This window comes from Streptomyces sp. NPDC048434 (genome assembly GCF_043200375.1).
GTDB lineage: Bacteria > Actinomycetota > Actinomycetes > Streptomycetales > Streptomycetaceae > Streptomyces.
Window position 1 is genome coordinate 100625 of record NZ_JBICXQ010000019.1, and the last position, 13446, is coordinate 114070.

Here is a 13446-nt window from a genome sequence, read left to right on the forward strand (position 1 = left end):
TGTTACATCAGAAGTGTCACAGTGCGGAAAGGCATGGGGCGCGATGACGGAGTCAGGGAACGGCCCGCTGACCGGGGTGCGGGTGGTCGAACTCGCGGGCATCGGCCCCGGCCCGTTCGCCGCCATGCTCCTGGCCGACCTCGGCGCCGATGTCGTCCGCGTCGACCGGCCCGGCGGCCCGGGGCTGGGCATCGATCCGGCCTGCGACATCACCAACCGCAACAAACGCTCCGTGCTGGTGGACCTCAAGAGTCCCGACGGGGTGGCGCAGGTCCTCGAACTGGTCGAGCGCGCCGATGTGCTGGTCGAGGGGTACCGCCCCGGGGTGGCCGAGCGACTGGGGGTGGGCCCCGAGGAGTGCCTGGCGCGCAACCCCCGGCTGGTCTACGGCCGGATGACGGGCTGGGGGCAGCAGGGCCCGCTCGCCGGCACCGCCGGGCACGACATCGGCTATATCGCCATCACGGGTGCCCTGGGCATGATCGGCCCGCCCGACGGCCCGCCCGCCGTCCCCGCAAATCTCCTCGGTGACTACGCCGGCGGTTCCCTCTACCTCGTCATCGGCGTCCTCGCCGCCCTCCAGCACGCCCGCACCGAGGGCGGAACGGGCCAGGTCGTGGACGCCGCCATCGTCGACGGCACGGCGCATCTGACGGCGATGATCCACGGCATGCTGGCGGCCGGCGGCTGGCAGGACCGGCGCAGCGCGAATCTGCTCGACGGCGGGGCGCCCTTCTACGGCGCCTACGAGACCGCCGACGGCGGCTATATGGCGGTCGGCGCGCTGGAGAAGCGGTTCTACGGAGAATTCGTCCGGCTGCTCGGTATCGAGGAGGAGGCCCCCAGCCGCGACGACCTCGCCGCCTGGGGCGAGCTGCGCACCGCCATCGCCGCCCGCTTCCGGACCCGTACCCGCGAGGAGTGGACGGCGGTCTTCGCGGAGTCCGACGCCTGTGTGGCGCCGGTGCTCTCCCTGCGCGAGGCCCCGCAGCACCCGCATCTCGCCGCCCGCGGCACGTTCGTCGAGCACAGCGGGCTCACCCAGCCCGCGCCCGCGCCGCGCTTTTCGCGCACTCCGGGCGCGGTGCGCAGGCCTCCCGCGCAGCCCGGCGCGGACTCCGCGGAGATCGCCCGTGACTGGCAGATTCCCGGCCTCCTCGCCCCGCTCCCCGCCGACGCCCCGTCCGCCGGCCCGGGTCGTACCGAGCAGAAGGACACGGCCGGCTGATGGCACCCGCGACCACGCGCCCGTACGCGGCCGGCCCGCGTCATGCAGCCGAAGAGGCCGCCGCCTTCCTCCCGGGGAAGGCCGGCGAGCTGTGGGGCGGCCCGCTCGCCGAGGGCGCCCGGCGCGATCCCGCGGGGCCGGAGCCCGCCGAGCTGACCGAGACCGTCAAGAACCGGCTCTGAGGAGGGCCCACAGAGATGACCGCGCAGATGAAGCGCCAGATCTTCACCGAGGACCACGAGGCCTTCCGCAAGGTCGTACGGACCTTCCTCGCCAAGGAAGTGACGCCGCATTACGAGCAGTGGGAGAAGGACGGCATCGTCAGCCGGGACGCCTGGCGGGCGGCCGGCAAGCAGGGCCTGTTGGGGATGGCGGTTCCCGAGGAGTACGGCGGGGGCGGACAGCCCGACTTCCGCTACAGCGCGGTGCTGGCCGAGGAATTCACCCGGGCGGGCGCGGCCGGGCTGGCCGTGGGCCTGCACAACGACATCATCGGCCCCTATCTGACGACCCTCGGCACCGAGGAGCAGAAGCGCCGCTGGCTGCCCGGCTTCTGCAGCGGCGAGATCATCACCGCCATCGCGATGACCGAGCCCGGTGCGGGCTCCGACCTGCAGGGCATCCGCACCCACGCCGAGGACGCGGGCGACCACTGGATCCTCAACGGCTCCAAGACCTTCATCTCCAACGGCATCCTCGCCGACCTGGTCATCGTCGTGGCCAGGACGACACCGGAAGGCGGGGCGCACGGCCTGAGCCTGCTGGTCGTCGAGCGTGGCACGGCGGGCTTCGAGCGCGGCCGCAACCTCGAAAAGATCGGGCAGAAGTCCCAGGACACCGCCGAGCTGTTCTTCCACGACGTGCGCGTCCCCAAGGAAAACCTGCTCGGCGAGCTCAACGGCGCATTCGTCCATCTGATGACCCATCTCGCGCAGGAGCGGATGGGCATCGCCGTCGCCGGTATCGCCGCCGCCGAATACCTGCTGGAGATCACCAGCGAGTACGTCAAGGAGCGCGAGGCGTTCGGACGGCCGCTGGCCAAGCTCCAGCACATCCGCTTCGAGATAGCCGAGATGGCCACCGAATGCGCCGTCACCCGCGCGTTCCTCGACCGCTGTATCGCCGACCACTCCGCCGGCGAACTGGACGCGGTGCATGCCTCGATGGCCAAGTGGTGGGCGACCGAACTCCAAAAGCGCGTCGCCGACCGCTGTCTGCAACTGCATGGCGGCTACGGCTATATGGCGGAATACCGCGTGGCCAAGGCCTTCACCGACGGCCGTATCCAGACGATCTACGGAGGGACCACCGAGATCATGAAGGAGATCATCGGCCGCTCCCTGCTCGGCTGACCCCGGACCGGCCCCGGTCCCCACCCGCTGCTCCTGCCTCCACCCTCATGCGAAAGGCTTGTTGACTTGAGTACCGAAGCGTACGTATACGACGCGGTCCGCACCCCGCGCGGCCGCGGCAAGGCCACTGGCGCACTGCACGGCACCAAGCCGATCGACCTGGTCGTCGGCCTGATCCACGAAGTGCGCCGGCGCTTCCCCGGGCTCGACCCGGCCGCCATCGACGACATCGTGCTCGGTGTCGTCGGACCGGTCGGCGACCAGGGCTCCGACATCGCCCGGATCGCGGCGATCGCCGCGGGGCTGCCCGACACCGTGGCCGGTGTACAGGAGAACCGCTTCTGTGCCTCGGGCCTGGAGGCCGTCAACATGGCCGCCGCCAAGGTGCGTTCGGGCTGGGAGGACCTGGTCCTGGCGGGCGGCGTCGAATCCATGTCGCGGGTCCCGATGGCCTCCGACGGCGGCGCCTGGTTCGCCGACCCGATGACCAACTTCGACACCGGCTTCGTCCCGCAGGGCATCGGCGCCGACCTCATCGCCACGATCGAGGGCTACACCCGCCGGGATGTCGACGAATTCGCCGCGCTCTCCCAGGAGCGCGCCGCCGAGGCCTGGAAGGACGGCCGCTTCGACCGCTCCGTCGTCCCGGTGCGGGACCGCAACGGCCTGGTCGTCCTCGACCACGACGAGCACATGCGCCCCGGCACCACCGCCGACTCCCTGGCCGGTCTCAAGCCGTCCTTCGCCACCATCGGTGACGCGGGCGGCTTCGACGCGGTCGCCCTGCAGAAGTACCACTGGGTCGAGCAGATCGACCACGTCCACCACGCCGGCAACGCCTCCGGGATCGTGGACGGCGCGGCGCTCGTCGCCATCGGCTCAAAGGAGGTCGGTGAACGCTACGGCCTCACCCCGCGGGCCCGTATCCTCTCCGCGGCGGTCTCCGGCTCCGAGCCGACGATCATGCTCACCGGCCCCGCGCCCGCCAGCCGCAAGGCCCTCGCCAAGGCCGGGCTGACCATCGACGACATCGACCTGGTCGAGATCAATGAGGCCTTCGCCGCCGTCGTGCTGCGCTTCGTCAAGGACATGGGCCTGAGCCTGGACAAGGTCAATGTCAACGGCGGCGCCATCGCCCTGGGGCACCCCCTCGGCGCCACCGGCGCGATGATCCTCGGCACCCTGATCGACGAGCTGGAGCGGCAGGACAAGCGCTACGGCCTGGCCACCCTCTGTGTCGGCGGCGGTATGGGCATCGCCACCGTCGTCGAGCGCCTCTGACCCTCGTCCCACCCACCACGGAGTACGCACCATGAGTGAATCCGCTGCTTTGTCGACCATTCGCTGGGAACAGGACGAGACCGGCATCGTCACCCTGGTCCTGGACGACCCGGACCAGTCCGCCAACACCATGAACAACGCCTTCAAAACCTCCCTCACCGCGGTCGCCGACCGCCTGGAGGCCGAGAAGGACAGCATCCGCGGCATCATCTTCACCTCCGCCAAGAAGACCTTCTTCGCCGGCGGCGACCTGCGCGACCTGATCGCCGTCACCCCCGACAAGGCCCAGCAGGCTTTCGAGTCGGGCAACGGCATCAAGCGCGACCTGCGCCGTATCGAGACCCTCGGCAAGCCCGTCGTCGCTGCGGTCAACGGCGCGGCGCTGGGCGGCGGTTACGAGATCGCGCTCGCCTGCCATCACCGCGTCGCCCTCGACACCCCCGGGACCAAGATCGGTCTGCCCGAGGTCACCCTCGGCCTGCTGCCCGCCGCCGGCGGTGTCACCCGTACGGTCCGGCTGCTCGGCATCGCCGACGCACTGCTGAAGGTGCTGCTCCAGGGCACCCAGTACAACGCCACCCGCGCCAAGGACGCCGGGCTGATCCACGACGTCGCCGCCACCCCCGAGGAACTGCTCGCCAAGGCCCGTGCCTTCATCGAGGAGCACCCCGAGTCCCAGCAGCCCTGGGACGTCAAGGGCTACCGCATCCCCGGCGGCACACCCGCCCAGCCGAAGTTCGCGGCCAACCTCCCGGCGTTCCCCGCCAACCTCAAGAAGCAGCTGGCCGGCGCGCCGTACCCCGCCCCGCGCAACATCCTCGCCGCGGCGGTGGAGGGCTCCCAGGTCGACTTCGAGACCGCGCAGACCATCGAGGCGCGCTACTTCGTCGAGCTGGTGACCGGCCAGGTCTCCAAGAACATGATCCAGGCGTTCTTCTTCGACCTGCAGGCCGTCAACTCCGGCGCCAACCGGCCCAAGGACATCACGCCCCACAAGGTCGAGAAGGTCGCGGTCCTCGGCGCCGGCATGATGGGCGCGGGCATCGCCTACTCCTGTGCCAGGGCCGGGATGCAGGTCGTCCTGAAGGACATCACCGTGGAGGCGGCGCAGAAGGGCAAGGCGTACGCGGAGGGGCTGCTCGACAAGGCGCTCTCCCGGGGCCGTACGACCGAGCAGAAGCGCGATGAGCTGCTGGCGCGCATCACGCCCACCGCCGAGCCGGCCGACCTCGCGGGCTGTGACGCCGTCATCGAGGCGGTCTTCGAGGACGTCGCGCTCAAGCACAAGGTGTTCAAGGAGATCCAGCACATCGTCGGGCCCGACGCGCTGCTGTGCTCCAACACCTCCACCCTGCCCATCACGCTGCTGGCCGAAGGCGTCGAGCGCGACCAGGACTTCATCGGCCTGCACTTCTTCTCGCCGGTCGACAAGATGCCGCTGGTGGAGATCATCAAGGGGGAGCGGACCGGCGACGAGGCGCTGGCCCGGGCCTTCGACCTGGTCCGCCAGATCAAGAAGACCCCGATCGTCGTCAACGACTCGCGTGGCTTCTTCACCTCCCGCGTCATCGGCCACTTCATCAACGAAGGTGTGGCGATGATCGGCGAGGGCCTCGACCCGGTCTCCGTCGAGCAGGCCGCGGCCCAGGCCGGCTACCCGGCCAAGGTGCTGTCCCTGATGGACGAACTGACCCTCACCCTGCCGCGCAAGATCCGGGAGGAGACCAGGCGAGCGGTCGAGGAGACCGGCGGCAGCTGGCAGCCGCACCCGGCCGACGAGGTCATCGACCGGATGGTCGACGAGTTCGGCCGCCCCGGCCGCAGCGGCGGCGGCGGCTTCTACGAGTACGGCGATGACGGCAAGCGCACCGGTCTGTGGCCCGGTCTGCGCGAGCACTTCACCAAGAAGGACGTCACGATCCCGTTCCTCGACATGCAGGAGCGGATGCTCTTCTCCGAGGCGCTGGACACCGTCCGCTGCTTCGAGGAGGGCGTGCTCACCTCCGTCGCCGACGCCAACATCGGCTCCATCTTCGGCATCGGCTTCCCGGGCTGGACCGGCGGTGTGATCCAGTACATCAACGGCTACCAGGGTGGGCCGGGGCGGGAGGAACGCGTCGGCCTGCCCGGATTCGTGGCCCGCGCCCGCGAGCTGCAGGAGGCCTATGGAGACCGGTTCGCGCCGTCCGCGCTGCTGGTCGAAAAGGCCGGGAAGGGCGAGAAGTTCAGCGACTGACCGGTCATGGGGGCGGGCCCGGCCGGCCCGCCCCCGTCACCCCTGGGACATGTGGTCCCCCTGACGCGTGTCGCCCTCTTTGGCGAACGACTCCCGCAGCTCCTGCCTCATCGACCGCTGGAAGGCGGTGACCAGTGCCTGCACCACCATCGGCTGCATATGGGCCGAGAGCGACTTCATCCGTGCCATCTCCTCCTCGTCCGGCCCGCCGTCCCGGTACGGTTCCCATACCTCGTCCTTGAAGAGCCGGCTGAGCTCGCGGGCCGCCGAGCGGGTGTGCTCGATGACGACGGTGCGCGCCGCGATGATGGTCTCCAGCGCGATCGGGACGTCCAGCAGCCGGGCGCCCAGGTGCAGCAGCCCCGGGTCGACCCGGAAGACCTGCGGGTCATCGGTCCGTACGAGCACACTCATGGCCGCCAGCCGGTCCAGATCCTCCTCGGTCAGCCCCCGGCCGACCCGGCGCTCCAGCTGGTCCCGGGTGGCGTCCTCCGCCTTGTCCGGAATCCAACTCGCCACCAGCGCCCGGTGGATGGCCAGGTCCTGGGCGCTCAGATCCGGGGGCAGCTGCTCCAGATAGCGTTCGATCGCGGAGAGCGTCAGGCCCTGGTGCTGGAGCTCCTCGATGAGTGCGAGCCGCGAGAGGTGGTCGGGTCCGTAGCGGCCGACCCGGCGCGGACCGATCTCCGGAGGCGGCAGCAGGCCACGCGTGCTGTAGAAGCGGATCGTGCGGACGGTGACGCCGGCGCGGGCGGCCAGTTCGTCGACCGTCAGGTCCGTGGCGGGCTCCATCATGTTCAACAGTATTGCTGTCTCACCACTCCTGTGAAACCTTCTGAACCGTTCTGCCCCCTTCTTCGCCGCCCAGCGCCGCGGCCGGGCTCCGGGTACGGTCCGCAGTCACGCGTACATCATCGGGAGGCCGCCGTGACCACGACCCTGCGTATGCCCGGTGCGCCGGACGAACTCACCCTCCCTGCCCTGTTGTTGCGCAACGCCGAGGACCACGGAGAACTGCCGGCGCTCTCCTGGCGTGACACCGGCGCCGGCGGCTGGCACACGCTCAGCTGGGCCGAGGTGCGGCGCAGGGTCGCCGAGCTGGCCGCCGGGTACCAATCGCTCGGCGTACGGCGCGGCGAGATCGTCCTCCTGATGATGGGCAACCGCCCCGAGCACTGGCTCAGCGACCTCGCGCTGGTGCACCTCGGAGCGGTTCCGGTGACCGTGTACGGCACGGCGGCGCCCGAACAGATCGCCCATATCGTCCGGCACAGCAGGGCCCGCCTGGCCGTCCTGGAGGGTGCGCGCGAGCTCGCGCGCTGGGAGCCGCTGCTCGACGACACCACCGCCCGCCTGGACACGCTGGTGATCGTCGATGGGGAGGGCACCGGGGCGGACGGCCGACACGAGACCTTCGCGGCGCTGGCCGGGCGGGGCGCCGAGCGGTACGACCCCGCGGCCTTCGAAGAAACCTGGCGGCAGGCGGACGCGGCCGACGCGCTGACCGTCGTCTACACCTCCGGCACCACCGGCGACCCCAAGGGCGTCGTGGTCAGCCATCGCAATGTGCTGCTCAATGCGCTGGCGCTGGACGCCGTGGTGGAGCTGCCCGATCACGCTGAGCACCTCTGCTACCTCCCCCTCGCGCATATCGCCGAGCGGATGCTCGGGCTCTACCTCCCGGTCTTCCGTGCCTCGCACGTCTACCTCTGCGCGGATCCGGCCGTGGTGGCGCAGACCGCGCGTGAGCTGCATCCGGCGCAGTTCTTCGGCGTACCGCGGGTCTGGGAGAAGCTGGCGGCATCGGTGCGGGCGGTGTGCGCGCAGCTCCCCGAGGAGCGGCGGGCGGCCGTCGACGCGGCGGGCGAGCGTGCCCGCGCGTTCCTCGCGTGCCAGGAGCGCGGCGAGCGCCCGTCCGCCGCGCTGGCGGGCGCCTACGCCGAGGCCAGAGCCGAGGTGCTCGACCCGCTGCTGGCGGCGGCCGGCTTCGACCGGCTGGTGTGGGCGGCCAGTGCCGCGGCGCCGATGCCGCCGGAGGTGGTGCGGTTCTGGGCCGGTCTGGGCATCGTGGTCATGGATGCCTGGGGGCTGACCGAGACGACGGGGGTGTCCACGACGAACGGGCCGGGTGCCTTCCGGCTGGGCTCGGTCGGCCGCCCGATCGACGGTGTGGAGGTGCGGACGGCGGCGGACGGGGAGATCGAGGTCCGGGGGCGGACGGTGTGCGAGGGGTATCTGCGGGCCGACGGGTCCGTGGAGCCGGCGACCGACGCCGACGGCTGGTTTGCGACGGGCGATCTCGGCCGGGTCGACGAGGACGGCTTCCTCTGGCTGACCGATCGCAAGAAGGAAATGATCGTGACGTCGACGGGCAGGAACATCTCGCCCGCACTCGTCGAGAACGCCCTCAAGGAGCACCCGCTCATCGGTCAGGCGCTGGTGCACGGCGACGGCCACGCGTATCTCGTCGCGTTGCTGGTCCTGGACGCGGAGCTGGCTCCCGCCTGGGCGGCGCGGCACGGCATCGAGGGGACCCTGCGGGAGATTGCCGGGCATCCGGAGGTGCGCGCGGAGGCCGAGCGGGCCGTCGCGGCGGCCAACACCCACCTCAATCGGACCGAACAGGTCAAGAAGTTCTGGTTGCTGGGCGAGGAGTGGGGTCCGGAATCGGGTGAACTGACGCCTTCCTTGAAACTACGTCGTCGGGTAATTCGTGACAAATACGGACAAATCTTGGATGGCCTGTACACCCTGTGATCTTGCCCACAGACGGGGGAGCGGTCTTCAGGGAAGGTGTGCCGTCGGCCGTCCGCGCGATCCGCGGGATCGGCAATCGCTCAAGCGCCTCCCCGAAAGCGAGATGCACCACCAGTGAGCACAGAAACCGTCACCGAGACAGCCCACAGGTCACCTGACGGGGGGAGCGGCGCGCAGCAGGATGCCGGCGACGCGGGCTACAGCAAGGGCCTCAAGGGCCGGCACATCAACATGATCGCCATCGGCGGAGCCATCGGCACCGGCCTGTTCCTGGGCGCCGGTGGCCGTCTGCACTCCGCCGGACCCGCGCTGGCCATTGCCTATGCCGTCTGCGGCCTCTTCGCTTTCTTCGTCGTACGGGCCCTGGGCGAGCTGGTGCTGCACCGCCCGTCGTCGGGTTCGTTCGTCTCCTACGCCCGCGAGTTCCTGGGCGAGAAGGGCGCCTACGTCGCCGGCTGGATGTATGTCGTCAACTGGTCGACGACCGGTATCGCCGACATCACCGCGATCGCGCTCTACACCCACTACTGGAGCCTGTTCACGGATATCCCGCAGTGGGTCATGGCGATGATCGCGCTGGCGGTCGTGCTGACGGTGAACCTGATCTCGGTGAAGATCTTCGGTGAGCTGGAGTTCTGGTTCGCGATCATCAAGGTCGCGGCGCTGGTCGCCTTCATGTTCATCGGCATCTTCCTGCTGGCCACCCAGCACCCGGTCGCCGGGCACACGCCAGGGACGGACCTGCTCACCAGCCACGGCGGCCTCTTCCCGACCGGCCTGCTGCCGGTGGTGATCGTGCTCCAGGGTGTGGTCTTCGCCTACTCCGCGGTGGAGCTGGTCGGTGTGACCGCCGGTGAGACCGGCGAGCCGGAGAAGGTCGTGCCCAAGGCCGTCAACTCCATCATGTGGCGGGTGGGCGTCTTCTACGTCGGCTCGGTGGTCCTGCTGGCCATGCTGCTGCCGTGGAACAAGTACACCGGCGGCGAGAGCCCCTTCGTCACGGTGCTGTCCAACGTCGGTGTGCCGGCGGCGGGCGATGTGATGAACCTCGTGGTGCTGACCGCGGCGATGTCCAGCCTGAACTCCGGGCTCTACTCGACCGGCCGCATCCTGCGCTCCATGTCGATGGCGGGCTCCGCGCCCAGGTTCGCCGGCCTGATGAACCGCAACCAGGTGCCGTACGGCGGCATCATGCTCACCTCCGCGGTGTGTGTGCTGGGTGTCGGGCTCAACTACGTCATGCCGGGCGAGGCGTTCGAGATCGTGCTGAACATCGCGGCGCTGGGCATCATCAGCACCTGGTGCACGATCATGGTCTGCCACATGGTGTTCGTGCGGCGGTCGAAGGAGGGCCTGGTCGAGCGCCCGCGCTTCCGGCTTCCCGGCACCCCGGTCACCGATATCGCCACCATCGCCTTCCTGCTCGGTGTCATCGTGCTGATGTGGTTCGACGACGGTGTCGGCCGGCAGACCGTGATGCTGATCCCGGTCCTCGCCGTGGCGCTGGTCGCCGGCTGGTTCGCGGTCCGCGGCCGGGTCAGCCGGATCGCCCAGGAACGCGAGCTGTCGAAGTAGTCCCACAGGGGCGAACGCCTGCGGGATCAAGGGCGGTTGCGGAGGCCGGAAGGCTTCCGTGGCCGCCCTTTCGCGTCAGTGGCAGCGGCGGGCGGCGGGCGGCGGGCGGTGCGCGGCGACGGTCCGGTCTCGCCGCCCGGCCGATTGTCAGTGCCCGCCCTTACCGTGGATCCATGACTGAGAACACGGGGATCTCATGCATCGCATCGCGGATCTCATACGTCAAGGGGGACGCCACCGCGCCGCAGGGCAAGGGCGTCAAGGTGATCACGCATATCTGCAACGACCTGGGCGGCTGGGGCAAGGGCTTTGTGCTGGCGCTCTCCCGCCGCTGGCCGGAGCCGGAGGCCGCCTACCGCCGGTGGCACCGCGAGCGTGCGCGGAACGACTTCGGGCTGGGCGCGGCACAGTTCGTCCAGGTCGCCGACCGCCTCTGGGTGGCCAATGTCATCGGCCAGCGGGGGATCCGCACGGGCAGCAAGGGCGTCCCGGTGAGGTACGAAGCCATCGACGCCGGCCTGGTCCGGGTCGCGGACCGGGCCCGGGAGCTCGGGGCGTCCGTCCATATGCCGCGGATCGGCTGCGGCCTGGCGGGAGGGACGTGGTCCCGGGTGGAGCCGCTGATATCCGAGCGGCTCACCCGGCGCGGCATACCGGTGACGGTCTACGACCACTGAACTCCCCACCCGTCGACCGCAGTACGGCAGTGGCTCAGCCGCCGATCAGCGGATAGTGATCGGAGAGATTGGTGTAGGTGTAGTCCTTGCCCCAGCTGGAGACCGTCCAGGGTGCCGACTCCTCCTTGACCACGGTGTTCTGCCATCCGGCGGGCCGGGCGTGGCCGTTGCGGTGCAGGACGTAGTCCAGATCCTCGCGGGCGTCGTTCGGGTAGCGGTCCTTCGCGATGGAGTTTTCCCGGGTGTCGAAGGAGTAGGGGTGGCCCGTGCGGCTGTCGGCGGGCGCCAGGTCGGCGTTGCGCAGCAGTGCGTCGTACTCGGCGCCGTGTGAGTCGATGTTCAGATCGCCGGCGACCATCACTTCTTCGTCCGCCGGGATGTTCTTGGCGTCCAGGAAGGCGTCCATCTCCTTGAGCTGCTTGGCGCGGTCCGCGGCCGCCTCCCCCGGCTTGCAGCCCGAGTCGGTGGACTGGGTGTGGGTGCCGACCACATGCACCTTGGTGCCGTTGACGTCCAACACCGCATAGACGAAGCCCTTGTTGGAGAAGTAGTCCGAACCGCAGGCGTCCTTGTAGACGTACTGCTCCTTGCGCAGCACCGGCCATTTGCTCAGCAGCGTCACCCCGCCGTCCTCCGGGGTGACGGCGGAGTAGGCGCCGCCGGTGGCGTCCCAGCCGCTCCTGCTCCGGCCCACCACCGGGGTCTGGTGCGGATACTGCGCCGCGGCCGCGGCTTTCAGCGCCTCGGAGGAGGAATTGTCGAATGCTTCCTGGAGCACGACGACGTCATTGCCCTGGAAGAAGCCGGCGGCCGTGATCGCCTGGGCGCGGTGGTCCTGGCCCCAGTTGGGGTAGAGGTTCTTGCTCATGAGGAAGGTGTTGTAGCTGAGCACCTTCAGATGGGGGGTGGTGGCAGCCGACGCGGACGGGGCGGCAGCGGCCGCGGTGACAGCGGCGAGGGCCGTGGCGATTGCGGCGATCCGGGACGTGCGCAACGCTGAGTGCGACACTGAATCTCCCTATGGGGGTGGGGACTTGATCCGGTGACGCTCATCCAATCAGCTGGGGTTACTTCCAGGTAACCTCCTGGAGGGTGCGAGATGGACAGGCCGAAGCTCTTGCCGGTGACGCCGCGCCGGTTTTCGCGGGCGCCGCCCTGGCCGGAGCGTCCGAACGAGCCGGCCGGCGGACGCAGGGCTCGCGCTCGCGGTCATGATCGACCCTGCCGCCGAGGGTGTCGAGGCGGGCCGGGGCGGCCGGGGCGTGCGGGTGCCGGGGGAGCGGTGGTCGGCGCCGGGGCCTGCCCAGAGCCCGGCGGATCACTGCGGCGCCATGCTTCGCGGACGGAAGCGGATACCGGTCCGGACCACCCCCGTATCCGTCGACCGCCGGAGGCGCCGTATCATGATTAATGACATGAATACGGTAAAAAATGACCCAAACCCCCCGCCGGTCGGAGGCGTGCTCTGGTCGATGGTCGGGGACATCCGCATGCTGCTGACGCTGCCGCCCGCGCTGACCATGCAGGTCGCACACCCGGCCGTGGGTGCCGGTGTGGACGAGCACTCCGTGTTCCGTACGGACCCGTGGGGTCGCGGGGAGCGGTCGCTGACCTCGCTGCAGCTGTGGGTGTACGGAGGCGAGGGCGCGGCCGCGGAGGGGCGCCGGCTGCGGCAGCTGCACAGGACCATCCAGGGCACCGACGCACACGGCCGCAAATACCACGCGCTCACCCCCGCCTACTACGCCTGGGTGCATGCCACCGGCTACCCGGTCTTCCGGCACGCGCAGCACTATCTCGGCCGCCCCTTCACCGAGGCGCAGGAGCGGCAGCTGTATGCGGAGTGGCTCCAGGTCGGCCGGATCCTGGGCATCCACGACCGCGATATGCCGCAGACCGTCGAGGAGTTCTGGCCGTACTACCAGAAGGTGCTCGACAACGTACTCGAAGCGACCGTCGTGGTACAGGAGTTGGTGGCGACGGACCCGGCGCTGCCGGTCCCGGACCGCGGCCCGCGGTGGGTGCGGCTGCTCCTCCGGCTGACCTGGCCGTGGCTGTGCCCGCGGTTCGCCCGCTTCCGGCGCTTCGTCACGATCGGGCTGATGCCGCCGGAGGCCCGGCGCGCCATCGGGCTGGAGTGGACGGACGCAGAGGAGCGTCGGCTGCGCCGCTTCGGGCTGATCGTCCGCGCCGTGGTCCCAGTGCTGCCGGAGCGACTGCGCTTCTTCCCGATCGCGCGCCGGGCGCGCCGGGCGGCGCGCGGGCAGGCGGAACGAAGGCGGCCGGAGCCGGGGTGACCACCCCGGCTCCGGCCGGATCGCTTCCCGGGCACCGCGGCGG

Annotated in this window: 11 protein-coding genes; 9 read left to right on the forward strand and 2 right to left on the reverse strand. The window is 70.1% G+C overall.

Annotation, left to right across the window (positions count from 1 at the left end; translation table 11 throughout):
- Positions 1-43: 43 nt before the first annotated feature.
- From ACGFWI_RS22785 to ACGFWI_RS22805, 5 genes are all read left to right on the forward strand, one after another.
- A complete protein-coding gene (locus ACGFWI_RS22785; RefSeq protein WP_393907817.1) occupies positions 44-1228 on the forward strand; it encodes a CaiB/BaiF CoA transferase family protein in 1185 nt (394 codons plus the stop codon).
- Complete coding sequence (locus ACGFWI_RS22790; protein ID WP_393907818.1) at positions 1228-1410, forward strand: hypothetical protein; 183 nt, start codon at positions 1228-1230, stop codon at positions 1408-1410. Before ACGFWI_RS22785 ends, ACGFWI_RS22790 begins: the two co-directional genes overlap by 1 nt.
- A 27-nt stretch (positions 1411-1437) precedes the next feature.
- The gene (locus ACGFWI_RS22795) at positions 1438-2580 is read left to right on the forward strand and encodes an acyl-CoA dehydrogenase family protein (protein ID WP_393907885.1); all 1143 of its coding nucleotides are present in this window, start codon (positions 1438-1440) and stop codon (positions 2578-2580) included.
- 66 nt (positions 2581-2646) lie between these two features.
- Positions 2647-3861 carry an acetyl-CoA C-acetyltransferase gene (locus ACGFWI_RS22800; RefSeq protein ID WP_393907819.1) on the forward strand — a complete coding sequence of 405 codons (1215 nt, stop codon included), beginning with the start codon at positions 2647-2649 and terminating at the stop codon, positions 3859-3861.
- Between the two features lie 31 nt (positions 3862-3892).
- On the forward strand, positions 3893-6097 hold the full coding sequence (locus ACGFWI_RS22805; RefSeq protein WP_393907820.1) for a 3-hydroxyacyl-CoA dehydrogenase NAD-binding domain-containing protein: 2205 nt from the start codon (positions 3893-3895) through the stop codon (positions 6095-6097).
- Positions 6098-6133: 36 nt separating this feature from the next.
- On the opposite strand, the gene ACGFWI_RS22810 is transcribed toward ACGFWI_RS22805, so the two are convergent.
- Positions 6134-6892, reverse strand: a complete 759-nt coding sequence (locus ACGFWI_RS22810) for a MerR family transcriptional regulator (protein ID WP_393907821.1) — start codon at positions 6890-6892, stop codon at positions 6134-6136.
- A 132-nt stretch (positions 6893-7024) separates the two neighbouring features.
- Between ACGFWI_RS22810 and ACGFWI_RS22815 the strand changes: the two genes are divergently transcribed.
- The 3 genes from ACGFWI_RS22815 (at position 7025) to ACGFWI_RS22825 (ending at position 11106) form a co-directional block, all read left to right on the forward strand.
- Positions 7025-8854, forward strand: coding sequence for an AMP-dependent synthetase/ligase (locus ACGFWI_RS22815; RefSeq protein WP_393907822.1), 1830 nt, complete (start codon positions 7025-7027; stop codon positions 8852-8854).
- A gap of 114 nt (positions 8855-8968) precedes the next feature.
- Complete coding sequence (locus ACGFWI_RS22820; protein ID WP_393907823.1) at positions 8969-10429, forward strand: amino acid permease; 1461 nt, start codon at positions 8969-8971, stop codon at positions 10427-10429.
- A 173-nt stretch (positions 10430-10602) separates the two neighbouring features.
- Positions 10603-11106, forward strand: a complete 504-nt coding sequence (locus ACGFWI_RS22825) for a macro domain-containing protein (RefSeq protein ID WP_393907824.1) — start codon at positions 10603-10605, stop codon at positions 11104-11106.
- 34 nt (positions 11107-11140) lie between these two features.
- On the opposite strand, the gene sph is transcribed toward ACGFWI_RS22825, so the two are convergent.
- Positions 11141-12115, reverse strand: coding sequence for a sphingomyelin phosphodiesterase (gene sph / locus ACGFWI_RS22830; protein WP_393907825.1), 975 nt, complete (start codon positions 12113-12115; stop codon positions 11141-11143).
- A 406-nt stretch (positions 12116-12521) separates the two neighbouring features.
- On the opposite strand from sph, the gene ACGFWI_RS22835 reads away from it, so the two are divergent.
- Positions 12522-13403, forward strand: a complete 882-nt coding sequence (locus ACGFWI_RS22835; protein WP_393907826.1) for an oxygenase MpaB family protein — start codon at positions 12522-12524, stop codon at positions 13401-13403.
- Positions 13404-13446: the final 43 nt, after the last annotated feature.